Origin of the sequence: Actinoplanes sp. NPDC000266 (genome assembly GCF_042899005.1) — a bacterium.
Classification (GTDB): Bacteria; Actinomycetota; Actinomycetes; order Mycobacteriales; family Micromonosporaceae; genus Actinoplanes.
In genome coordinates this window covers 289,987-313,395 of record NZ_JBIAZI010000003.1, presented here as the reverse complement: position 1 = coordinate 313,395, position 23,409 = coordinate 289,987, and the positions used below count along the sequence as shown (strand labels likewise).

Genomic DNA, 23,409 nt, shown 5'->3' with positions numbered 1-23,409 from the left:
CCGAGGGAGATGGGCATGCAATATCTGGTTTCCGTGATCGACGACAAGAGCAACTCCGGCACCGACGACGAGATGGCCGCCATCCACGTGTTCAACGAAGGGCTCCAGGCGCGGGGGCACTGGGTCTTCGCGGGCGGGCTGGCCGACCCCAGCACGGCCACCGTGATCGACAACCGGGACGGGCGGGCGCTGGTCACCGACGGGCCGTTCGTGGAGACGAAGGAGTACACGGCCGGGTTCTGGGTGATGGAGGCGGACGACCTCGACGTGGCGCTCAAGCTCGCCGCCGAGGGGTCGCGGGCCTGCAACCGCAGGGTCGAGGTGCGTCCGTTCCTGTGAGCGCGGTGGCGGCGGCCTATCGCGAGGAGTGGGCTCGGGTGGTCGCCGCCCTGTGCCGGCGCTTCGGTGACCTCGACGTGGCCGAGGAGGCCGCGGCCGAGGCGTTCGCCACCGCCGTCGAGCGGTGGCCGGCCGACGGGGTGCCGCCGAACCCGGGGGCCTGGCTGACCACCACGGCCACCCGCAAAGCGGTCGACCGGCTGCGGCGGGAGAGCCGGCGCGACGGCAAACAGCGGGAGGCTGTGATGCTGTACGACGGGGGGCTGCCCGCGCCGATCGGGGCCGTCGGCGACGAACGGCTGCGGCTGATCTTCACTTGTTGTCATCCGGCGCTGGCCATGGAGACGCGGGTGGCGCTGACCCTGCGCATGGTGGGCGGGCTGACCGTGCCCGAGATCGCGCGGGCCTTCCTGGCCGGCGAGGTCGCCATGGGGCAGCGGATCACCCGGGCCAAGAGCAAGATCAAGGCGGCCCGGATCCCGTACCGGGTGCCGGCGGCCGAGGATCTTCCGGCGCGCGTGTCCGGCGTGCTGGCCGTGCTGTTCCTCGTCTTCAACGAGGGCTATCTGCCGAGCGGGCCCGGCGCCGAGGTGCGGCCGGACCTGACCGGCGAGGCGATCCGGCTGGCGCGCCTGCTGCGGGCCCTGATGGCCGGTGACGGGGAGGTGGCCGGGCTGCTCGCGCTGATGCTGCTGACCGAGGCCCGCCGCCGGGCCCGGGTAGCGCCCGGCGGCGAGCTGATCCCGCTGGACGAGCAGGACCGGTCGGCCTGGGACGCGGAGCTGATCGCCGAGGGGCACCGGCTCGTGCGGGAGCGACTGGCCAGTGGGGTCGCGCCCGGCCGCTATCAGATCCTGGCCGCCATCAACGCGGTGCACACCGACGCCCGCGACTTCGCCGGCACCGACTGGTCGCAGGTCGTCGCCCTCTACGACCAGCTGGTCCGTCTCGACCCGTCGCCGGTGGTCGCCCTCAACCGGGCCGTCGCCGTGGCCGAGCTCGACGGTCCCGCGGTGGGGCTGGCCGCCGTCGACGGCCTGGCCGGGCGGCTGGACGGCTATCACCCCTTCCACGCGACGCGGGCCGACCTGCTGCGCCGGCTGGGTCGTGGCGCCCCGGCCCGGTCGGCGTACGAGCGGGCCATCGAGCTGGCCGGCAACTCCGCCGAGATCGCCTATCTGACCCGCCGCCGGGATGAGCTGAGCGCCTAGAAATCCCATTCGGCGGCACGGCGGACGAGCTCGATCCGGGAGGTGACCCCGAGCTTGCGGTAGGCGTGCTCGATGTGCGACTCGACGGTCCGCTCTGTGATGAACAGCCGCGCGGCGATGTCACGGGCCGTCAGGCCCTGCACGGCCAGGGACATGACTTCCCGCTCTCGGGGAGTAAGCAAGGCCGGGCGAGGAGGCCGTACGCCGGTGAGGAACTCCCCGATCGCGGCCAGTGGCGCCTCGGCGTCGCCGATCCAGGGCCAGTGGTCGTCGCCCGCGAGCTCGGTCAGCCGGGCGTTCGGCAGATGGGCGGCGACCCAGCGGGAGTGCTCGACCGACAGCCACGGGTCGCCGGTACGGTGCAGCAGGAGCGTGTGCACCTCGAGGCCGGGCAGGGCGTCGCGGAAGTCGGCCGCCGCGCACAGGCCGAACAGCTCACGGGCCTGCCGGGGGCTGGCGGCGGCCCGGGCGTGCCGGACGAACCACTCGCGGTGGCGGGAGTCGCCGGCCAGGGACGGGTTCATCGTGTCGAGGCCGGCGCCGGACGCCCAGTGCTCGTCGACGCCGGCCAGCACCCCGGCCAGGAACGACGGCGTCCAGCCGGCCGGATAGCCGGGCGCCTCCAGCAGGCGGGCGTGACCGGCCCAGAGCACCAGCGAGCGCACCGATTCCGGGTGGCGCAGCGCGTACTCGGTGCAGATGGCCGCGCCGACCGCCGCGCCGAAGAGCGCGGGGCGCTGCGATCCGGCGGCGCGCAGCACGACCCGTACATCCTCAACCGCGTCACTCAGGGTGAGGCCCTCCGGGGCTGGATCGGACAGGCCCGTGCCGCGCCGGTCGAAGAGGATGAGCCGGGCGAAACCGGCCAGGCCGCGCAGGAAGCGGGCCAGCCTCGGCTCCTCCCAGGCCAGATCGAGGTGGGTGACGAAACCCGGGAGGAAGAGCAGGTCGGGCCCGGTGCCGAGCACCTGGTAGGCGAGGCTGAGCTCGCCGTGGCGCGCGTACCGGACCTCGGGAGTCATGGCCGGCGTGGGGGAGGGGCGGTGCTCTCGCGGGTGACCAGCCGGGTCGGCACCAGAGCTCGGCCCGGTGGGGAGGCCTCGCCGCGAATCTGGTGCAGGAGGCGGTCGACGCAGCGCCGGCCCATCTCGGCGAAGTCCTGGTGGATGGTGGTGAGCGGGGGCAGGTAGGAGACCGCGTCGGGGATGTCGTCGAAGCCGACCACGCTGATGTCCTCGGGGACGCGGCGGCCGCGCTCGTGCAGGGCCCGCAGCACGCCCAGGGCCATCTGGTCGTTGGCCGTGAAGACGGCGGTGCACGAGGGGTCGCCGGCGATCTCGAGGCCGGCCCGATATCCGGACTCGGCCGACCAGTCGCCCTGGAGCATGGGCGGAACCGGGCGGCCGGCCTCGGTGAGCACGTCGCGCCAGGCCTGGGCCCGCCGGCCGGCCGAGAACGAGTCGGCCGGGCCGCTGACGTGCCGGACCGTCTCGTGGCCGAGGCCGAGCAGGTGGCTGACGGCCTGGCGGGCGCCGTCGGCCTGGTCGGTGTCGACCACCGGATAGCGGTCGCCGGCGTCGGAGTCGACCACCACCACCTGGGCGCCCGGCGGCAGCTCGAGGGCGACCGCGTCGAGCAGGTGGACTTCCATGATCACGATGACGCCGTCGACCGCGAGCTCGCCGAGGCGGGTGAAGGCGCCGAGCACGCCGTCCTGGGTGGGGCTGGCCACCGGGATCAGCGTTATCGCATATCCCTGCTCGGCGGCGTGGTTGGCGATAGCCTCGACCGTGCGGCTGTTGCCGGTGGTGGCGAGGGTGAAGAGGATGACGCCGATGGTCCGGAACTCGCCGCGCTTGAGGGCGCGCGCGGCGCTGTTGGGCCGGTAGCCCAGCTCCTTCATCGCGTCGAGGACCTGTTGCCGCGTCGCATCGACGACACCGGGGTGCCCGTTCGAGACGCGCGACACCGTCTGGGAGGAGACCCCGGCCAGCCGGGCGACATCCGCCATGGAAACTCGCCGAACACTGCTTGACGACGATCGCACGCGGTGACACTATCGCACTCACGATGTTTACGTAAACATCGAACATTCGAAAACAAGAAGAAACATCGAACGACATCGGTGCATGATGTTTACGTAAACATCATCGCATCACTGAGAGGGTGACCATGGCGGTCCTCCAGCCGGCGGTGGCACGCCGGCGCCGCTCCTGGCGAGGCTGGCAGTTCGTCGGCCCGTTCATGCTGATCTTCGCGCTGGTCTTCCTGGCGCCGATCGTGTACTCGATCTACCTGAGCCTGTATCGCAACCAGCTTATCGGCGGCAACTCGTTCGTGGGCCTGGACAACTACACCCGGCTGTTCTCCGACAGCCAGTTCTGGGAGTCGTTCGGCCGGGTCGCGATCTTCCTGGTCATCCAGGTGCCGATCATGCTGATCCTGGCCCTGCTGGTGGCCCTGGCCATCGACAGCGGGCGGCTGTACGGCAAGGCGTTCTTCCGGGTCTCGATCTTCCTGCCGTACGCGGTGCCGGCGGTGGTCGCGACGCTGATGTGGGGCTTCATCTACGGCGATCAGTTCGGTCTCGTCGGCAACATCAACGACGCGTTCAACATCTCGTTGCCGAACCCGCTGTCCCCCCACCTCGCGCTCGCGTCCATCGGCAACATCGTGACGTGGGAGTTCATCGGCTACAACATGCTGATCTTCTACTCGGCGCTGCGGGTCATCCCGCCCTCGCTGTACGAGTCGGCCTCGATCGACGGCGCCGGGCAGTTCCGGATCATCACGGCCATCAAGCTGCCGGCGATCCGGGGCGCGCTCAGCATCGCGACGATCTTCTCGATCATCGGCAGCTTCCAGCTGTTCACCGAGCCGGTGATCCTCCAGCCGCTCGCGCCGAACGCGATCACCACGTACTTCACCCCGAACCTGTACGCCTACCAGCTGTCCTTCTCGGGTCAGCAGTACAACTACGCGGCCACGGTCGCGATCATCATGGGCATCATCACCATGGTCATCGCGTACGTCGTGCAGCTGCGCGGAAACCGGGAGAGCTGATGACGACCTCGGTGCAGAGCTCAGCCCGTACCCCCAAGAAGAACTTGACCGTCACCCAGTCGGCCCGCAAGAAGCGGCGGACGGGCAGCGTCACCCTGACCGTGCTGACCGCGCTCATGGCGCTCTACAGCCTGGTCCCGCTGGCCTGGCTGGTGATCAACTCGTCGAAGACGCAGGGCGGGCTGTTCACGTCGTTCGGCCTCTGGTTCGACAGTGACGGCAAGTTCGCGCTCTGGCAGAACATCCACGACACCTTCACCTACAACGACGGCATCTTCCTGCGGTGGTTCGGCAACACCCTGCTGTACGTCGTCGTCGGCGCCGGTGGCGCGACCCTGCTGGCCGCCCTCGCGGGCTACGGCCTGGCGAAGTTCAAGTTCGTCGGCAAGCGCGCGGTCTTCGCGATCGTGCTCGGCGCGGTCGCGGTGCCCGGCACCGCCCTGGCCGTGCCGACGTTCCTCATGTTCAGCAAGCTGGGCCTGACCAACACGCCGTGGGCCGTGATCATCCCGTCCTTGATCACGCCGTTCGGCCTGTACCTGATGTGGACCTTCGCCGCCCAGGCGATCCCGGACGAGATGCTCGAGGCGGCCCGGATGGACGGGGCGGGCGAGTTCCGTACGTTCTTCAAGATCAGCGTCCCGCTGCTCGCCCCCGGCATCGTCACCGTGGCCCTGTTCAGCATCGTCGCGACCTGGAACAACTACTTCCTGCCGCTGATCATGCTCAAGGACCCGGACTGGTATCCGCTGACCGTCGGCCTCAACGCGTGGAACGCGCAGTCGACCACCGCCGGCGGTGAGGCCGTCTACAACCTGGTCATCACCGGCTCGCTGCTCACGATCCTGCCGCTCCTGGCGGCGTTCCTCCTGCTTCAGCGCTATTGGCAGTCCGGCCTGTCGGCCGGCTCCGTGAAAGAGTGAAAGGTCCTCATATGTCCAAGCTCCTGAAAGTCGGGGCGGCGGCCACCGCGGCCCTGCTGTCCCTCGGCCTCGCCGCCTGCGGTGGCGGCGACGACGACTCCAGCTCGTCCGGCTCGTCGTCGACCGTCTCCGACGCCGACGTCACCGCGGCGCTCGAGAAGGGCGGAAACCTGACGGTGTGGGCCTGGGAGCCCACCCTGAAGAACGTCGTCACCGAGTTCCAGAAGAAGTACCCGAACGTCAAGGTCGACCTGGTCAACGCCGGCACCGGCAACGACCAGTACACCGCCCTGCAGAACGCCGTGGCCGCCGGCAAGGGCATCCCGGACGTCGCGCAGATCGAGTACTACGCGCTCCCGCAGTTCGCCCTGGGCAAGTCGCTGACCGACCTGTCGGGCTTCGGCGTCGAGAACCTCAAGGCCGACTTCGCTCCGGGACCGTGGAACTCGGTCCACTCGAGCAACGTGGCCTACGGCCTGCCGATGGACTCGGGCCCCATGGCGCTGTACTACAACAAGAACGTCTTCGACAAGTACGGCATCAAGGTCCCCACCACCTGGGACGAGTACCTCGAGGCGGCCCGCAAGCTGCACAAGGCCGACCCGAAGGCCTACATCACCAACGACACCGGTGACGCGGGCTTCACCACCTCGATGATCTGGCAGGCCGGCGGCAAGCCGTACACCGTGGACGGCACCAACGTCACGATCAACTTCCAGGACGAGGGCTCGAAGAAGTTCGAGCAGGTCTGGCAGACGTTGATCACCGAGAAGCTGATCGCCCCGATCTCCAGCTGGTCCGACCAGTGGTTCCAGGGCATGCAGAACGACACCATCGCCACCATCGCGACCGGCGCCTGGATGCCGGCCAACTTCGTCTCCAGCGCCCCCGCCGCCTCCGGCAAGTGGCGCGTGGCCGACATGCCGCAGTGGACCGCCGGCGCCAACGCCTCGGCCGAGAACGGCGGCAGCGCCCTGTCGCTGATGAACAAGGGCCTCAACAACAACCAGGCCTTGGCGTACGGCTTCACCAAGTTCGCCAACGACGGTGACGGCGTGCAGATCCGCGTCGACGGTGGCGCCTTCCCGGCCACCACCAAGCAGCTCAGCGACTCCAAGTTCCTGAACTCCGAGTTCAAGTACTTCGGCGGCCAGAAGGCCAACGAGATCTTCGCCAAGTCGTCGCAGAACGTGGTCACCGGCTGGACCTACCTGCCCTTCCAGGTCTACTCGAACAGCATCTTCAACGACACCGCCGGCAAGGCGTACGTCTCCAGCACCACCCTGGCCGACGGCCTGAAGGCGTGGCAGGACCAGTCCGCGAAGTACGGCAACGAGCAGGGCTTCACCGTTAAATGAGCAACTCAGTGACACCCCGTTGGCTGCGCACGGGCTCGCGTATCGAGTACGGCGCGGACTACAACCCGGAGCAGTGGCCGAGGGAGGTCTGGGACGACGACGTCCGCGCGATGCGCGAAGCCGGCGTCACCATCGTCTCCCTCGCCATCTTCTCGTGGGCCCGGATCGAACCGGCCGACGGCCGGTACGACTTCGCCTGGCTCGACGAGGTCATGGACCTGCTGCACGCCAACGGGATCTCGGTCGACCTGGCCACGGCGACGGCATCACCGCCGCCGTGGCTGACCACCGCGCACCCGGAGATCCTGCCCGTCAACCACGAGGGGCAGATCCTCTGGCAGGGTGGCCGCCAGCACTGGCGGCCCACCTCGCCGGTCTTCCGGGAGTACGCGCTGCGCCTGGTCCGCACCATGGCGCAGCGGTACGCCGACCACCCCGCGCTGGTCGCCTGGCACGTCTCGAACGAGCTGGGCTGCCACAACATCTACGACTATTCCGACGACGCGGCCCAGGCCTTCCGGGTCTGGCTGCGCAACCGCTACGGAACGGTCGAGGCGCTGAACGAGGCGTGGGGCACGGCCTTCTGGGCGCAGCGCTACGGCGAGTGGGACGAGATCCTGCCGCCGCGGCTGGCCGCGTCCTTCCCGAACCCGACCCAGCAGTTCGACTTCAAGCGGTTCTCCTCCGACGTGCTCAAGGACTACCTGCGCGCCGAGAAGGAGATCCTCCGCGAGATCACCCCCGAGGTGCCGGTCACCACCAACTTCATGGTGATGGGCGAAACCAAGGGCATGGACTACGCGGACTGGGCGGCCGAGGTCGACTTCGTCTCCAACGACCACTACCGGCTGCCCGGCGCGCAGAGCCTCGACGAGCTGTCGTTCTCGGCCAACCTGACCGGCAACATCGCCGGCGGCCGGCCGTGGTTCCTGATGGAGCACTCGACCAGCGCGGTCAACTGGCAGCCGGTCAACCTGGCCAAGCGGCCGGGCGAGCTGTCCCGCGACGCGCTGACCCACGTGGCCCACGGCGCCGACGCGGTCTGCTACTTCCAGTGGCGGCAGTCGCGGGCGGGCGCCGAGAAGTACCACTCGGGGATGGTGCCGCACGCCGGCACGGACAGCCAGCTGTTCCGTGACGTGGTGGCGCTGGGCTCGCGCCTGCGTGAGCTGTCGTACGTCCAGGGCAAGCGCCGCACGCCGGCGAAGGCGGCGATCCTGTTCGACTGGGAGTCCTGGTGGGCCTCCGAGCAGGACTCGCACCCGACCGAGCTGCTGCGCTACCGGCAGGAGGCCCTGGACTGGTACACGACGTTCCTGGACCTCGGCGTCCGGGTCGACGTGCTGCCGGCCGCATCGGATTTCAGCGGCTACGACCTGGTCGTGGCGCCGGTCCTGCACGTGATGCCGTCATCGCTGGCCTCGCGCCTGACCTCGTTCGTGGAGAACGGCGGCCACCTGGTGGCGACGTACTTCTCGGGCATCGTCGACGAGAACGACCACGTCTGGCTCGGCGGATATCCGGGACCGCTGCGTGACCTGCTCGGCCTGCGGATCGAGGAGTTCGCGCCGCTGCTCGCGGGCGATACGGTGGCGCTCTCGGACGGACTCGAGGGCACGCTGTGGAGCGACCGGATCGACCTGATCGACCCGGCCACGGAGGTGCTGGCGACGTACAAGACCGGCGACTACGCGGGACGCCCGGCGGTCACCCGCCGCGCGGCCGGCCAGGGCTCGGCGGCGTACGTCTCGACCAAGCTGGCCCCGAACGCCCTGGCCCCGCTGCTCAAGGACCTGGCCGGCCGGGCCGGCGTGGTCAGCGAGCTCCCGTCGGAGCTGCGCGGCCGGGTCGAGCTGACCGTCCGCGAGGGCGTCCGTTTCGTCGTCAACCGCACCGACGAGCAGCTGGACATCAGCTCGCTCGGCGCCACGGAGACGACGCTGGCCGCCCGCGGCGTGGCGGTCCTGCCCGCCTGACGTGATCAGAGGAAGCATCCCGGGGACCGGTATCGTCTCCGGGATGCTCCCGTCCGAGGCTTCGGCGCTCCAGGAGGCTCTGCGCCCACGGTTGATCATGCCGCCACCGGGCTTCGACGTCCCGCCCACGGTGGTCGGCCTCGATGTCACCTACGCGGACTCGTTCGGGGTGGCGGCCGCGGTGGTGATCGACGTGGAGACCCTGTCGGTGGTCGAGGTCGCGACGGCGTCCGGGCCGGTCTCATTCCCGTACGTCCCGGGCTTGCTGGCCTTTCGTGAACTGCCTTTGCTCCAGGACGCCCTGGCCGGCTTGTCTTCTGCCCCGCGCTTGCTGATCTGCGACGGCTACGGTGTGGCCCACCCGCGCCGGTTCGGCCTGGCCTCCCATCTCGGCGTCCTTCTCGACACTCCGTGCTTCGGGATCGCCAAGACCCCCTATGTCGGGATTTATCCGCTGGTAGCGGACGCTCGCGGCTCCTGGTCGGACATGGTGGACGACGGTGAGATCGTCGGCCGTGCCGTGCGTACACAATCTGGTGTGAAGCCTGTCTTCGTCTCGGCCGGGCACCGGATCGCGCTGGAAGACTGCACTGCCTTGGCCGTACGGCTGAGCGGGCACTACCGCATCCCGGAACCGACCCGCCAGGCCGACATCCTGTCGCGGCAGCGTCTCGCAGATCACCTGTCGGCGGGCGGGGAGGAGTGGCACCATGGCGGCCATGGTGGACAGCTCGCTGCACCGGGTTGATCTCGGCGAGGTTCCGTACGACGAAGGCCTCCGGCTCATGTCCCAGTGGGTCGACGAGCGGCGCGAAGGGCGTGCGCCCGACCGGCTCTTCCTGCTGACACATCCGGAAGTGATCACGTACGGCAAGCACACGCCGGTCTCCGATCTGCCGGTGGATCCCGGGTTCCCGGTGGTGCCGGTCGACCGTGGCGGGCACGCGACCTATCACGGTCCCGGGCAGCTCGTCGGCTATCTGGTGATGAACCTGCGCGGCGGGGGACCGGCCGATGTGGTGCGGTGGCTGGAGACGTCGCTGATCGAAGGGCTGGGCTCGCTCGGGTACGAGACGGTCCGGCGCGACACCCCCAAAGGCGCCGACAGCCTGGTCGGAGTGTGGACGCCGGAGCACCACAAGCTGGTGTCGATCGGCATGCGCATCCGCGGCGGCATCACCTCGCACGGCTTCGCCCTCAACATCGATCCCGACCTGACGGTCTTCGACCGCTTCACCGCCTGCCGCCTGCCCGGCGTCGAGATGACGTCCCTGCGCCGCGTCTCGGGAGCCACCCCCGGCGAGGCCGCCGTCCGCGACGCGATCGCGAAGCACCTCGGCGCCTCGTGAGAGTCACCGAGATCCGCCGCTACCCGGTGAAGTCGATGCTGGGCGAGCTCGTGCCCTCGTCACCGGTCGGCCCGCGCGGCCTCGACGGCGATCGCCTGTGGGCGGTCCGCGACACCGACGGCAAGTTCGGCAGCGGCAAGAACACCCGCCGGTTCCGGCGGATGGAGGGTCTGTTCCGTTTCCGGTCGTACGTCTCCCAGGGCGCCCCGACCGTCGAACTGCCGGACGGCCGTCGCTTCGCCGCCGACGACCCGGCCGGCCACAGGGCGATCAGCGAAGCCCTGGGCCGCCCGGTGACCCTCACCCCCGAGGCGGCGGTCAAGCACCACGACGAGGGCCCGGTCAGCCTGCTCACCACGGCGTCGCTGCGCCTGGTCGCGAACCTGACCGGCAACCCGGCCGAGGCCCTGCGCTTCCGGGCCAACCTGCTGATCGACTCGCCGGCCCTGGAGGACGACTGGCCCGGCCGCCGGCTGCGCGTGGGCCCGGCGACGGTGCTGCGGGTGATCCGCCCGCTCACCCGCTGCGTAATGATCGACATGGCCCAGGAAAACGCCCCCGACCGCAACGACCTTCTGAAGGCCTTGGCGGCCCACCACGACATGACGCTGGGCGTCGTAGCCGAGGTGGTAACTCCCGGCCCCGTCTGCGCCGGCGACACCTGCACATGGATCTGACCGCGGCCCGGGCCGAGTTCGAGTTCAACGCCGTCAAGAAGGACACCCGAGTGGCGTACGCCCTCTGGCTCCTGACCGGCCTCTTCGGCGGCCACCGCTTCTACTTGGGCGACACGGCCCGCTCGATCTTCATGCTCTTCACCCTGGGCGGCCTGGGCGTCTGGACCTTGCTGGACGTCTTCTTCATCGCCCGCCGGGTCCAGTCGGTGAACGATTCCCGCCGAGCCGCCATCATGGCCCGCCACGGCCTCGTGGAAGTCCCGGCTTGAGCCGCCACACCCCACCCGACAAGCTCCTCGCGGCCGTCCTGGACGCGTCGATCGCCTGTATGGGCGCGGCCGCCGACCCGCGCGTCTTCGACCGGCGGGCCATCGTCCGGATGGCCGACATCTGGGACAACAACGCGATGCCGTTGTTCGGCGCGCTTCTCTCACGGCCGGGCCGGGTGCGGCACCGCCGGGGCCGCCGCGCTGCGATGGATGGCCGATTGCGGGCCGGAGCGCCGTGAGTGGATGGTTGAGCAGATCGGCCCGGAGATGGCTGAGCTTCTCGGGCCGCCACGCGCGGAGTCGCCGCACTATCGCGACTCGCTGGGCCGCGTGCGCCCGTCCGTGGTGCCGATCCGGTCGGGATACGCCGAGGATTATGACCTTTGCCGGGCCACGGTCCGGTCCGTTCAGGTCGAGCGGGCCGGAACCGCGATGGCCGCGACCGTCGTGACAACCGCGCCGCGCCGGTTCGCGGTGCCTTCGTAGGAGCGGGCGAGGGGATCCGCCGCGCGGCGAGCCGCCCGCCGTGGGCGCGCGAGCGAGCGTTCCAGAAGCTAGCCGAAGGATGGCTCGGCTCCTGTCCACGACTGGCCGGCCGGATGGCCCGCTCCTTTCCGGACAGTCACTGGCTCCATGCGATCGCCGAGCCTTTCGAGCCGGCCACCGTCTCCGGGCGGGCGGCTGGTGCTCGCCGAGTTCGGCGGGTCGTCCGCGACCGTCGTGCACGCCGCTGGTGACGATCTCCGGGTGGTGAGGCACGAGACGGTGACCCGGTTCGCGCTCGACACCTCAGTGGGGCCGCCTCATGTACCACGTCGTCGTCGTGACCGTCCGGAAGCCCATCGACTCGTACAGCGGACGTCCGGCCTCGGTGGCGGTCAGCACCAGCGGCCGTTCGGCATGGGCGTTCACGGCGTGGGTCATCACCGCCCGGCCCAGGCCCGCCGACCGGTGCCCGGGTGATGTGGCCAGCCAGTAGACGCCGACGACTTCGCCGTCGTCGAACGTGCACGCGGCGGCCGCCGGGCGGTCCTTCACGTACGCGAGCCAGACGGAACAGCCGGGAACGTCCAAGACCCGGGCCGGCAATGCCTCGCCCCGGCGCCACGGTTGCAGGGCCGGCACCGGGAAGCCCTCGACGATCGTTCGTTCCGCGACGGCCAGTTCACTGGGATCCGAGACCCGGACGATCCGCGCGGGGTTGCGCGGCGCGGACGCGGGCCCGGCCGGGCGGAGCATGACGGGCATGTCGGCGAGGCGCACGGCCGCGTCCGCCGGCTCGGCCCGGTCGGCGCCGAACACGTCCTCCAGCACCACGGTCTTCGTCGACGGGGCACTCGCGACGAGACCGGAGATGACGTCGGCGGAGGCCGGCGCCCGCAGGATCAGCCGTGTGACGCGGGGCTTCTCCGCCCGGAAGACCGACCGGTCGGCGGAGACCTCGGCACCGGTCCCGGTCCACCACGCCACGGCGTTGTCCACGATTTCGATCACCCGTGGGATCTTAGGACGATGAGCTTCGACCTCCAGCTGACCCGCGTGGTACCGGCCTCCTATTCGGCGCGGTTCCCCATCCAGGAGGCCGAGGTCGTCGCGTACGTCGAGCGAGCGCCGGACATGAGGATGGTGCCCCGGCTGACACCGGGTTACCCGGGCCGCTTCATCGACGTGGACGGCGGTGGCTGGACCCGGCTCACCGACGGCATGATCGCGGTGAAGAACCCGGACGAGGGCATCTACCGGCGGATGGCGGCGATGGCGGCCGCTCTGGACGCCTGGATGCTGGTGGAGTCGGTCCAGTTCGTCATCGTGCGGGAGGACCGCGTCTCCGAGCGGGAGGTCGGCCTGGCCGACCTTCCGCATCCTCGCTACTTCGTGGCGCGCGACGCCCCGATCGGAGCGGACGAGTGGGCCGGCGCGGTCGCGGGAATGGACGATTTCGCCTGGGAGACACGCATCAAGGCGCGTCTCCCTTCCGGGCGTGAATGGATCGCCTGCCCGCCCGTGGCGTGCTGGAACGGGCACCCGTCCGGTGAGCCCGTTCCGTTTCACCTCGACGAGGATGAGGGTGTCGACGTGTGGCAGCCCGACGCGCTTACCCTCGATCGGATGCGGACGCTGGCGGCGGTGCTCGGCGGCTGGGTCAGTGACGATTCCGGCAAGCGTATTTGAGGACGTACGTCGCGACGCCTGTTACGGAAGGCCACGCTGAACGACTCTCTGTGTCAGGACTTCTCAGTCAGGATCACCAGCTGCTGGGTGGCCCGGGTCATCGCGACGTACCGGTCGACCGCGCCGTCGTACCCCTCCGGGTCGATCAGCACGACGAGGTCGAACTCCAGGCCCTTGGAGAGCTCGGGCGTCAGGGATTTGATCTTCGGATGGGTCGGCGGAGCGGGCGTACGGCTGATCACGCAGGCCACCCCCTCGCCCTCCGCGTGTTCGGCCAGCCACGATGCCAGGATGCCGTCCAGGTCGCCGATCGCGCCGTGCACGACCGGGCGGCCGCTGCTGCGGATGGAGGTCGGCACGTTCGCGTCGGGCAACGCCGCCCGGATGACCGGGGCCGCCTCGGCCATGACCTCCTCCGGGGTCCGGTAGTTGATCGTCAGGGACGCCTGCTCGACGTGGTCGAGGCCCACCCGGGCCAGCCGTTCGCGCCACGACTCGGTGAACGGGCGGCGGGCCTGGGCCCGGTCGCCGACGATCGTGAAGCTGCGCGACGGGCACCTCAGCAGCAGCATCTGCCACTCCGCGTCCGTCAGCTCCTGCGCCTCGTCGACCACGATGTGCGCGAACGGCCCGGCCAGCAGGTCCGGATCCGCCTTCGGCAGCACCGACTCGTCGACCAGCACGTCGCGCAGGTCCTGCTGCACCAGCATCTTCATCAGGCCCTCGCCGTCGTCGTACTGGGCCGAGTCGATCAGGTCGTCGACCACGCGGTCCATCCGCCGGCGCTGATCCGCCACGGCCGCCTCCTGCCGGCGCCGCCGCCGCGATTCCTCCGGGTCGCCGACGCGCTGCCGGGCCGCGTCGAGCAACGGCAGATCGGCGGTGGTCCAGGCTTGCGGTTCGGTGCGCTGCAATTTCCGTACGTCATCAAGCCCGAGCCAAGGCGCACAGCGCCGCAGATAGGCGGGCACGGACCAGAGATCGCCGACGATGTCCTCCGGGTGCATAACCGGCCAGGCCCGGCCGAACGCGCTCGCCAATTCGTGACTTCGCGCCAGCGAGCGCGGGTCCGTGTCGTGTTTCGCGGCCAGGATCGTCAGCAGCTCCTCCCAGACCTGGTCGCGGCCCTCGTTGTGCGGCGTACCCGGCCCCGGCGCCTCGAACGCCTCGGCCCAGTCGTCAGCCGTCAACAGGATCTCGGCGTCGTCCGTCGTCACCGTCAGGCCCTTACGCGGCGGCTCCTCGTAGAAGCGGACGGCCGCCTCGACCGCCGTCACCATGCGGGCCCCGGCCTTCAGCCGGGCCACGTCCGGGTCACTCTCCGGGGTGGCCAGGCTTCCCTGGGGTACGAGGTCACGCAGCGTACAGGTCTGGACGTCTTCCTCGCCGAGGCTGGGCAGCACGTCCGAGACGTACGCCAGATAGGGCTCGTGCGGTCCGACGAAGAGCACGCCGCCCTGGCGGTGCCCCAGGCGCGGGTCGGAGTAGAGCAGGTAGGCCGTGCGGTGCAGCGCGACCACCGTCTTGCCGGTGCCCGGCCCGCCGTCGACCACGAGCGCGCCCCGCGACCCGGCCCGGATGATGGCGTCCTGGTCGGCCTGGATGGTGCCGAGCACGTCGCGCATCCTGGCCGACCGGTTGGTGCCGAGGCTGGCCACGAACGCCGACTGGTCGTCGAGGGCCGCGGTGTGAGCCAGCCCGTCCGGCGTGAACACCTCGTCCCAGTAATCGGTGACCCGCCCCCGCGCCCACCGGTAGCGGCGACGGCTCACCAGGCCCATCGGATTGGCGTGGGTGGCGCCGAAGAACGGCTCGGCCGCCGGCGACCGCCAGTCGACGAGCAACCGCCGCCCCTGACTGTCGGTGAGCCCGAACCGCCCGATGTACACCGGCTCGCCGTCGTCGGCCCCGACCATGCGCCCGAGGCAGATGTCCAGGCTGTAGCGGCGCAGCGAGCGCAGCCGGGCGGTCAGCCGCTTGACCGCGTCGTCCCGGTCGACGGCCTGCCGCCCCATGCCCGCGGGCGCCTTCCGCTCGGCCTCGAGGCGCGCGGTCAGCTCGGCGATCGACTCGGCCAGGCTCTGCGCGATGACGGCGAAATGCTTGTCGTCCCCGGCGATCAGGGCCGGGTCGGCCTTGGCCGCGAGATTGTCCGGCAGATCGAATGCGTGCATGTAAATATCCCCCGAGAATCGCCGACAATTCGGCCATTCTGCGGCACTACCGGGCTCTTGCCGCAAGGCCCCCTATGTGCTATATGTTGGAAGTGGCGAGAGGTGCTTTTTACTTCTCGTCTTTTTCTTTGCCGTCCTATATAGACGATCGTAACTTCCATGGTTCTCTCACCGATCCTCGCCGGCTTGATGACGCTGACGCTCGCACCGGCGCCCACCGCCACCGCCGCCCCGCCACGCGCCAACGCCGTGGTCACCTGGAACGCACACGCTCAGACCGCCATCTACGAGGTGGCCCGCCAGGCGCCGTACGTGGCCCCGCGCAGTTTCGCCATGGTGCACGGTGCCGTCTACGACGCCGTGAACGCCATCGCCGGCACGCCGTACGAGCCGTATCTGACCGCACCCCGGGCCCACCGCACGGACTCGGCCGACGCGGCGGTGGCCGCCGCGGCGTACACCGTGCTCCTCGATCTGTTCCCCGCCCAGAGCGACGCGCTCCGCGAGCAGTACGACACCGCGCTGGCCGCGATCCCGGCCGGCCGGTCGAGGGCGGCCGGCATCGAGGTCGGCGCCCGAGCCGCCAACGCCATGATCACCGCCCGCCGCGGCGACGGCGCCTTCGAACCGGCCACCTGGAACATCTCGGCGGAGCCCGGCCAGTGGCGCCCGACCCCGCCGACGCTGGCCGCCGACGGCGCGTGGGTCGGCGACCTGAAACCGTTCGTCATACCGGGCAACACCATGTTCCGTACGGCCGGACCGCCCCCACTGACCAGCAACCGCTACGCCGCCGACCTCAACGAGGTCAAGGAGATAGGCGGGGCCACCAGTACGGTACGCACCAAGGACCAGACCGAGGCCGCGATCTGGTGGCACGACCGCCGCCTGACCGAGTGGGAGATCAAACGCCAGGTGGCCACCCGCCAGCACCTGAACACGTTGCAGGCGGCCCGCTTCTTCGCCATCGCCGAAATCGCCAACGCCGACTCGCTCATAGCGTGCTTCAACGAGAAGAAGCGTTGGAACTTCTGGCGCCCGGTAACGGCGGTGCAACTGGCCGACACCGACGGCAACCCGCGCACGACAGCAGACCCGTCGTGGATGCCATTGCTGGTGACCCCGCCGTTCCCCGACTACACCTCAGGCCACACGTGCTCGACGTCAACCATCATGGCCACGATGCGAGCGTTCTTCGGCCGCGACGACATCCCGTTCAGCGCCTACAGCGCCGACGCGGGCACAATCCGTTCGTTCACAAGCTTCTCCGGCGCTTTGGCCGAAGTGGTCGAGGCCCGCGTCTGGGGCGGCGTCCACTTCCGCTCAGCCGACGTCCAGGGCGTGAAAATCGGAAACGGCGTCGCGGCGTACGTCCTCAGACACGCTTTCCAGCGCCGTCACTGACCAGCAGCGCGTCGCCGAGGCCCACAGCCGCTCCGAGCAGGCCAAAATCGGGACGGGCCTCGGCGAACGGCCACCCCGGCGAACTCCGTGATCTGAAGGAGCACGGGCAGGTCGATGCCCCCTACGGTCATCCTCGTGATGAGCGAGTAGGCCGCTTCTTAATGTGCTACGGACCTCGGCGGATACCGCCCCTGCGAGTTCACCTAAGAGCGGTATCCGCTGGAGACCGCGCCGTCTGTCGCCGACGAGCTCGGAGATTCCGACGGCTTGGCGACCAGGAGCAGCGCGACGACGGCAATGTCGAGCGGCTGGCTCGGCTGTAGAACCAACTCTCGGCCGCGGGCGCGATGTTGCCAGACGTGGCCTATTGCCGATCTTCAGTCCGCTTCGACCTCGTGCGTTTCTGGTCCGTTTCTTGGCCAACCAGCAGGACTGCGTTACCTGCCATTGTCGTGCATCAATACGGACTCGATTTCGAGCTCGAGGAGCGACGAAGAAGACTCGGAGTCATCTATCGATGTCCGTCGTCGTTAGAGGAGTTTGCCTGCCGGCACTGGATCGAGAACCGAATTTGGCGCCACTGGGACGGCTCGGACTCGGGCAGCTTACCGCCGGAGTCCGAAAAGTACCTTTCGCACTACTCATCCTCAGCGTCTTAACTTGGTCTCAGCGGACGAGGTCGCGCTCTGACAGCGGCACGACAGTGTGTCCGACTCAGTAGCCGTATCAACGGTTCACACCGCTGGGGTGTTCACTTCCATGCGGAACGCCAGGATGCTTCCGCCCCGCATTTGCCGTGTAGGTATGCAGTCGCATTAGCACCGTCAGATCCTGAGCGACTTTGATGCCGCCGCACGCTCGACGCGAATTGCAAGTACGGGCAACGATAGGTGCGTCGATGCTCGGGCCAGTCGCGGAGCACGTCCGTCAACGGGCCGCCAGGAATTCACGGGCGATCGGAGCCCGACGGTTCGCGCCCTCGATTCCGCGCTATGCTCAGCGTTCACACCAGACGCCTGCTGGACTCCCGATCGGTCAACTGAATAAGATCCTCTGATTCAGCGGCGGCGGCCGCCAAGCGATCATTCTCCGCGCGAAGACGCGTTACCTCGAATTCCAGGGCCTGCAAGCGGGAGCGAAGACGCGTGACCTCGTCCAACAGGCGTCGGTCCGACCCCCCGCCGGTCGCACCGTAGCGAACGCGACCGCCCTCCGCACTGCCTCGATACTGAATCGGATCGTCGTTTAGAGGCAAAGACTTGCGGCCTCCGGCCGACGAGTCTGGCAAAGCCGGTATGCGGCCCACGACATCTTGTTCGCTTCGATAACTGCCCAAGTCATGGTGCAGGCGTGCCTGCGACTGCTGCACCTGATCAAGGCGCTGGCGCATTCGAAGAACCTCGACCGTGTCCTTATGGGCGGTATCCGAGTTCGAACCATCGACGTCAGCTCTTCCAAATGACGACGCGCCGATCAGTTCCTGCGCCTGGCGGATCTCCTCGAAGAAGGGTGAGTCCTGGTCTGGTAGGTTACCGTGCAGTACGCGAAGGACAGATGCGATCTCGGCGACGCGCCCGCTTTGTTTGTCAGTCATGCCGGCCTCCCTGTAGCTGTACGCAAGGCTCGGACCTGGCGTGAGCGAAGACGCTCACTCAGCGTGGCCGGCGAAATGCCCATCTCTGCGGCCGCTTCGGCATAGGTCCACTTTCCGGCATCGATGAGTCGGGCGACGGTTCGGAGATCTTCATCGGCTATGGACTCCAACCCGGTGAATTCCTCTCGCTGGGAGTAGTCCCCGTTGGCCAACCCTCGATCCAGCAATCGCATCTCTTCGGACGAAGAGTCTTCAGGCTGCGAATTTGTCATCCCCGCCTTGCTACCCAACTTATGGTCTACCAGAGCTTGAAGCTGTTCTGGGAATTCGCGCAGACACACGGTCAGGAACAGCGAACTAAATGTCGCCGCATTAACCGTCGGAGATGACGATCGGAGGAGATCCTCGCGAAGTCGCCGCAGGGCGTGCGCAATTGTCCACTTCGCGAGTTCGGAATGATCGTGATGGATCCAGTTCCCCCAAGCGAACTGACCGTCAACGTCCACCGGAAGGCCGATTCTTTGGCACCTCTTGAAGATTTCGCCGGTGCGGATCCACCTCAGCACCGTCGGCAACGCGAAGGCGACCAGTTCCACCTCGAACGCCTCGTACATCGGGCCAGCGAAGGCCCGCTCGCGGAGCTGCCCGAGCAGTCGTCGATCATCCCCGTCCCAGGACTCGTCGATGCGTTGCCCGTTCAGGGTCTGCTCGCTAAGTGTCATCGGCGGCCTCGTCCGTCCGAGCAACCTCAATGTATCTGGCTTCAGCTCGGGCGATCTCGCCTCGCGCGCGCGATGTGCGCATTATTTATTCCCTTGCAGCAAGATTCTTTGCCTGCGGCCAGTCTCATCAGTATGACCGGATCATCTCGGATGGGAAACCGCGTCGTAGAAAATCGACACACAGTAATAGATCAACAAGCGAAAACATGGTGGGGTATTTCTCGCTTTGCCCTCATCGCGAAAATTTGAAGAAGCGTCCGAAAGGCGGGCATACGGTGCCAATGGTCGCCTTGAGCGGGCGAGGCGCATAAATCATCACCTTAATCTGAGCAACCGCTGGTGATCAATTCGCGGTCGGCTCTGAATGTGTACTTTCCGACTGCGAGAATCTGTGGCACGCCAATCGACCTACCGTGGAGCGACTCAACGAGGACGGAGGCTAGAGATGGTTGCGGATTGGCTGGTGGCCCTGGCAGCAACCGCAGGGTCGACCATCGTCGGCGCGGCAACAGGCGATGCCTGGGGCACCGCCAAGGAGGGTATCGCCCAGCTGTTCAGGCGCAGCGGGGAACGCCGCCGGGAGTTAGCGCAACGGTGGGCAGAAGAGACGGCGGTCGAGATCTTGGCGACGCCGACGGAGCGTCGGCCAGAGGCTCAGCAGCGCCTGGCATCAGTATGGCAGCAACGACTGGCCGATCTATTAGACGAGTTTCCCGAAATGGCCGAGGAGCTTCAGGCGTGGACTGATCACGTCCGTACTGAGCTTCCCGAGGCGCAGAATACTTGGGTACACACCTATGTCTCCCGCGACAATTCGAACCAGTACAACGCTCCGCACGGCGAGATCAACGTGACCACCGAAGCTGGACGGCCGAATCCGTCGTGACCGCCGGCTACGGTACGGACTACGGCGACTACGAGGCGCGGGACAACGCCCATCAATACAACGCGCCTGGCGGCTCGATCAACGTGCATTCCTACGCCAGTGCCACCCGGCTCAACACGCCCTGGATGGCGCTGGCGCAGATCCGGGAAATGGTTGTCCGCCCGGCGATCTGTGCTCAACTGCTTGAGATGGTGTGTGACGTCGAAACGCCGCAGACCGCCTGTGGCCTGCACGGCCCTGGAGGATTCGGCAAAACCACCCTAGTGAGGTGGTTGTGCCAGCAGGACAAAGTACGTGAGACGTTCTCCGGCGGACTGCTATGGGTGACCATCGGTGAGGAAACCGGCGGTGCCAAGCTGGCCGCACGGATCAATGATCTAGTCGAGCAGCTCACCGAGGTCCGACCCACATTTTCCGACCCGCAACAGGCTGGTTTCCGCCTGGGACAGTTGCTCGATCGTCAGCCGCGCCCCGCGCTTATGGTCATCGACGACGTGTGGACCGAAGCTCAGCTTGAGCCGTTTCTATACGGCGGCGCCCGGTGCCGACGCCTGATGACCACGCGATACCCGGGTTTGGTTCCGGCACAGGCTCGAATCCAAGTGGGCGAAATGACGGCCAGGGAAGGAAAAATTTTACTCGCTCGGAGCCTTACTGACGCCTCACCGACACTGATCTCGCAAATTCTCACCGCGACCGGTTGTTGGCCGGTACTACTCGCGCTCGCCGGCCGCGCCGCAGCCCGGGCCGCCGGCTACGGCACGGCCACGAACAGTGCACTGCAGGACATCCTGATGCGGCTGAAATCCGACGGTCCGACCGCGTTCGATCCGGATAACCCGCACCAGCGTAGCCAGGCGGTCGCGGCCACGGTAGAAGCCGGCCTGCAGTTCCTCCCACCCGGCTCCGCGGACCGCTTTGCCGAATTGGCGATCTTCCCGGGTGAGGTTGACATACCGACGGTCATGCTCGAACTGCTCTGGAACGCGACGGGTGAGCTGTCGCCCGCCGGCGTACGTCGGCTGTGCGAGGCGTTGGCCGACTCCTCGCTGCTGTTGTCGTACCGGACCGATCTGAGGACCGTTCGTGTGCACGACACCATTCGCGGTTATCTACTCCACAACGCCACGGACTCGTGGCTGAGCGAATTGCACGGCCGGTTCCTGGACAGCGCCGCAGACCTCCTCCTGCCTGCTGCCTCGAGGAGCACCCGGGCCTGGTGGGACCTACCTGCCGGCCACGATTTCCTGGCTCGCCATCTCGCTCGTCACCTGCACGGGGCGCGCCGGCAAGAGGAACTGGCTATGACAGTCACCGATCTGCGCTGGGTGGAGGTCCAGCTGCGCTTACACGGCCACGCCGAGATTGAGGCAGACCTAGCGCTTGCGGGCGGGAAGCTTGCAACCACCCTCGCCCAAACGCTGCGACGAAACGCTCATCTGCTGACACCGACCAGTCCGCCGGAAGCGCTCGGCGCCGTACTCGCCAGCCGTCTCACCGGTACCGCCGAGCTCGAGGAGTCGGTGGGCGCCTTCGAGTCCACGCTACGACGACCGCGGATAACTGCCGCCTGGGCGCTGCCCGACCGGGCCACAGGAGCACTGCGTCGCACCCTGGCTGGCCACACGGAGCCCGTCGTGGCAGTCGCCGTCGCGCCAGACGGTGACTGGCTGGCCAGCTCGAGCGAGGACGGCACCATCCGCATCTGGGATTCGGGCAGCGGAGCCTGTCGGCGCCTCCTTACCGGGCACATTGGGCCGGCCCGCGCCCTGGCTGTCGGATCCAGCGGAATCTGGCTGGCAAGCGGAGGCAGTGACCGCACCGTGCGAGTCTGGGACCCCGCACGAGGCGAGTGTCTCCGCGTACACCGGGGCCACACTGGCGCGGTGAATGCCCTCGCCGTAGACCCAGGCGGTGAGTGGCTCGCAAGCGGCGACGACCATGGCCTCATTCTGATCGAGCACCCCGTCACCGGCGTCAGTCTTGGCAGACTGGCGGGGCACACCGGTGCGGTAAACGTGCTGGTCGCTGCGCCGGCCGGACATTGGCTGGCGAGCGCGGGAGATGACGGGACCGTGCGGGTCTGGCGCGCCGCCGACGGCTGGCAGGGCGAAGTGCTGGGCGCGCACGACGAATGGGTCAGCTGCATGGCTGTCGCTGCAGACGGACGATGGCTGGCGACCGCCGGCGCAGATCTCTCGGTACGGATTTGGAACGCGGCCACCGGCAACTGCGTCCATCGCCTCGTCGGACACACCGGCCTGATCAACGCCGTCGCCGTCGAACAGCACGGCCGATGGCTGGCCACTGCCGCCAATGACCTGTCGGTTCGGGTCTGGGATACTAAGACCGGTGACTGCCTGCACGTGCTCACTGGGCATGCCGACTGGGTGCGCACCTTGGCCATCGCGGCTGGCGGCGGCTGGCTTGTCAGCGCTGGCGACGACCGGACGGTGCGCTTCTGGGACACCGACACCGGCGTCTGTCGCCGCGTCCTGACCGGGCACACAGGCTGGGTGCGCAGCCTCGCCATCGCACCCGACAACACCTGGACGGTCACCGCCGGCGACGACCGGACCGCCCGGATTTGGGATAATGGCGGAGACGCCGGCACTGATGTGGCACGACACCTCAACGGGGTGAATGATGTTCAGCCCGCCCGCGGTGGGAGCTGGCTCGCGAGCGCCGGAGGTGACCGGACTGTCAAGATCTGGGACGTGGCGACGGGCGCCTGCCGCCGCGTCCTCACCGGTCACACCGACTGGGTACGCGCGATCGCCCTCGCACCGGACCTCACCTGGTTGGCAAGCGCCGGCGACGACCGGACTGTTCGCGTCTGGGATCCCGAGACCGGTGTCTGCATTGGCGTCCTGGTCGGCCACACCGGAGCGATCAGCTGCCTCGTCGTGAGCCTCGACGGCAGCTGGGTGGCCACAGGCAGCAGCGACCGGACTGTACGGATCTGGGACGTGCACGGGGGCACAACGCGGCACGTGCTGGCCGGCCACGGCGGACGGGTACGCGCCTTGGCGATTGCGCCGCAGGGCAGCTGGATAGCCAGCGCAAGCGGCGACCGGACCGTCCGCCTCTGGAATCCTCGCAACGGCGCCTGCCTGCACACCTTCACTGGGCATACCGACGCCGTCAACGCCCTTGCCACCGCGCCCGACGGCAGCTGGATAGCCAGCGCGAGCAGCGACCGGACCGTCCGCCTCTGGAATCCTCGCAACGGCGCCTGCCTGCACACCTTCACTGGGCATACCGACGCCGTCAACGCCCTTGCCACCGCGCC

The 23,409-nt window shown here is 68.4% G+C and carries 22 protein-coding genes; 16 read left to right on the top strand and 6 right to left on the bottom strand.

Features of this window, described 5'->3' with window-relative positions; translation table 11 throughout:
* The first annotated feature begins 15 nt into the window (after window positions 1-15).
* Together ACFY36_RS13020 and ACFY36_RS13015 are read left to right on the top strand one after the other, a co-directional pair.
* Window positions 16-339: a YciI family protein gene (locus ACFY36_RS13020; RefSeq protein WP_499746140.1), complete on the top strand. Its 324-nt coding sequence runs from the start codon at window positions 16-18 to the stop codon at window positions 337-339.
* Window positions 336-1,550 carry an RNA polymerase sigma factor gene (locus tag ACFY36_RS13015; protein ID WP_499746139.1) on the top strand — a complete coding sequence of 405 codons (1,215 nt, stop codon included), beginning with the start codon at window positions 336-338 and terminating at the stop codon, window positions 1,548-1,550. The genes ACFY36_RS13020 and ACFY36_RS13015 overlap by 4 nt, the downstream gene beginning before the upstream one ends.
* Here the strand turns inward: ACFY36_RS13015 and ACFY36_RS13010 are convergent.
* Window positions 1,547-2,572 (bottom strand): alpha/beta fold hydrolase, encoded by a 1,026-nt coding sequence (locus tag ACFY36_RS13010; RefSeq protein WP_499746138.1) that lies wholly within the window; start codon window positions 2,570-2,572, stop codon window positions 1,547-1,549. The genes ACFY36_RS13015 and ACFY36_RS13010 overlap by 4 nt on opposite strands.
* Entirely contained in the window at window positions 2,569-3,561 is a 993-nt protein-coding gene (locus ACFY36_RS13005; RefSeq protein ID WP_499746137.1) for a LacI family DNA-binding transcriptional regulator, read from the bottom strand. Before ACFY36_RS13005 ends, ACFY36_RS13010 begins: the two co-directional genes overlap by 4 nt.
* Window positions 3,562-3,722: 161 nt before the next feature.
* Between ACFY36_RS13005 and ACFY36_RS13000 the strand changes: the two genes are divergently transcribed.
* The 10 genes from ACFY36_RS13000 to ACFY36_RS12955 all read left to right on the top strand — a co-directional run bounded on the left by ACFY36_RS13000 (window position 3,723) and on the right by ACFY36_RS12955 (window position 11,651).
* A complete protein-coding gene (locus tag ACFY36_RS13000; RefSeq protein ID WP_499746136.1) occupies window positions 3,723-4,613 on the top strand; it encodes a carbohydrate ABC transporter permease in 891 nt (296 codons plus the stop codon).
* The gene (locus tag ACFY36_RS12995; protein WP_499746135.1) at window positions 4,613-5,536 is read left to right on the top strand and encodes a carbohydrate ABC transporter permease; all 924 of its coding nucleotides are present in this window, start codon (window positions 4,613-4,615) and stop codon (window positions 5,534-5,536) included. Before ACFY36_RS13000 ends, ACFY36_RS12995 begins: the two co-directional genes overlap by 1 nt.
* 11 nt (window positions 5,537-5,547) lie before the next feature.
* On the top strand, window positions 5,548-6,894 hold the full coding sequence (locus tag ACFY36_RS12990) for an ABC transporter substrate-binding protein (RefSeq protein ID WP_499746134.1): 1,347 nt from the start codon (window positions 5,548-5,550) through the stop codon (window positions 6,892-6,894).
* 8 nt (window positions 6,895-6,902) lie between these two features.
* Window positions 6,903-8,870: a beta-galactosidase gene (locus ACFY36_RS12985; RefSeq protein ID WP_499746133.1), complete on the top strand. Its 1,968-nt coding sequence runs from the start codon at window positions 6,903-6,905 to the stop codon at window positions 8,868-8,870.
* Window positions 8,871-9,000: 130 nt separating this feature from the next.
* A complete protein-coding gene (locus ACFY36_RS12980) occupies window positions 9,001-9,618 on the top strand; it encodes an endonuclease V (RefSeq protein WP_499746804.1) in 618 nt (205 codons plus the stop codon).
* Complete coding sequence (lipB, locus tag ACFY36_RS12975; protein ID WP_499746132.1) at window positions 9,581-10,219, top strand: lipoyl(octanoyl) transferase LipB; 639 nt, start codon at window positions 9,581-9,583, stop codon at window positions 10,217-10,219. Before ACFY36_RS12980 ends, lipB begins: the two co-directional genes overlap by 38 nt.
* The gene (locus tag ACFY36_RS12970; protein ID WP_499746131.1) at window positions 10,216-10,896 is read left to right on the top strand and encodes an MOSC domain-containing protein; all 681 of its coding nucleotides are present in this window, start codon (window positions 10,216-10,218) and stop codon (window positions 10,894-10,896) included. Before lipB ends, ACFY36_RS12970 begins: the two co-directional genes overlap by 4 nt.
* Window positions 10,887-11,165: a TM2 domain-containing protein gene (locus tag ACFY36_RS12965; RefSeq protein ID WP_499746130.1), complete on the top strand. Its 279-nt coding sequence runs from the start codon at window positions 10,887-10,889 to the stop codon at window positions 11,163-11,165. Before ACFY36_RS12970 ends, ACFY36_RS12965 begins: the two co-directional genes overlap by 10 nt.
* The gene (locus tag ACFY36_RS12960; RefSeq protein ID WP_499746129.1) at window positions 11,162-11,404 is read left to right on the top strand and encodes a hypothetical protein; all 243 of its coding nucleotides are present in this window, start codon (window positions 11,162-11,164) and stop codon (window positions 11,402-11,404) included. Before ACFY36_RS12965 ends, ACFY36_RS12960 begins: the two co-directional genes overlap by 4 nt.
* A 4-nt stretch (window positions 11,405-11,408) precedes the next feature.
* A complete protein-coding gene (locus tag ACFY36_RS12955; RefSeq protein ID WP_499746128.1) occupies window positions 11,409-11,651 on the top strand; it encodes a hypothetical protein in 243 nt (80 codons plus the stop codon).
* Window positions 11,652-11,954: 303 nt separating this feature from the next.
* Here the strand turns inward: ACFY36_RS12955 and ACFY36_RS12950 are convergent, their stop codons facing one another.
* A complete protein-coding gene (locus ACFY36_RS12950) occupies window positions 11,955-12,659 on the bottom strand; it encodes a GNAT family N-acetyltransferase (RefSeq protein ID WP_499746127.1) in 705 nt (234 codons plus the stop codon).
* Window positions 12,660-12,677: 18 nt separating this feature from the next.
* Here ACFY36_RS12950 and ACFY36_RS12945 point away from each other — a divergent pair, with 18 nt between their 5' ends.
* On the top strand, window positions 12,678-13,337 hold the full coding sequence (locus tag ACFY36_RS12945) for a hypothetical protein (protein WP_499746126.1): 660 nt from the start codon (window positions 12,678-12,680) through the stop codon (window positions 13,335-13,337).
* Window positions 13,338-13,390: 53 nt separating this feature from the next.
* On the opposite strand, the gene helR is transcribed toward ACFY36_RS12945, so the two are convergent.
* Window positions 13,391-15,511, bottom strand: coding sequence for an RNA polymerase recycling motor ATPase HelR (helR, locus tag ACFY36_RS12940; protein ID WP_499746125.1), 2,121 nt, complete (start codon window positions 15,509-15,511; stop codon window positions 13,391-13,393).
* 159 nt (window positions 15,512-15,670) lie between these two features.
* Between helR and ACFY36_RS12935 the strand changes: the two genes are divergently transcribed.
* The gene (locus ACFY36_RS12935; RefSeq protein ID WP_499746124.1) at window positions 15,671-16,915 is read left to right on the top strand and encodes a vanadium-dependent haloperoxidase; all 1,245 of its coding nucleotides are present in this window, start codon (window positions 15,671-15,673) and stop codon (window positions 16,913-16,915) included.
* A 1,003-nt stretch (window positions 16,916-17,918) separates the two neighbouring features.
* On the opposite strand, the gene ACFY36_RS12930 is transcribed toward ACFY36_RS12935, so the two are convergent.
* Complete coding sequence (locus tag ACFY36_RS12930; protein ID WP_499746803.1) at window positions 17,919-18,149, bottom strand: hypothetical protein; 231 nt, start codon at window positions 18,147-18,149, stop codon at window positions 17,919-17,921.
* A 356-nt stretch (window positions 18,150-18,505) separates the two neighbouring features.
* Window positions 18,506-19,231 carry an RNA polymerase sigma factor sigma-70 region 4 domain-containing protein gene (locus tag ACFY36_RS12925; RefSeq protein WP_499746123.1) on the bottom strand — a complete coding sequence of 242 codons (726 nt, stop codon included), beginning with the start codon at window positions 19,229-19,231 and terminating at the stop codon, window positions 18,506-18,508.
* 445 nt (window positions 19,232-19,676) lie between these two features.
* Here ACFY36_RS12925 and ACFY36_RS12920 point away from each other — a divergent pair, with 445 nt between their 5' ends.
* On the top strand, window positions 19,677-20,117 hold the full coding sequence (locus tag ACFY36_RS12920; RefSeq protein ID WP_499746122.1) for a hypothetical protein: 441 nt from the start codon (window positions 19,677-19,679) through the stop codon (window positions 20,115-20,117).
* Window positions 20,114-23,409 (top strand): NB-ARC domain-containing protein (locus ACFY36_RS12915; protein ID WP_499746121.1); only part of this gene is annotated, 3,296 nt, incomplete at its 3' end. The genes ACFY36_RS12920 and ACFY36_RS12915, both read left to right, overlap by 4 nt.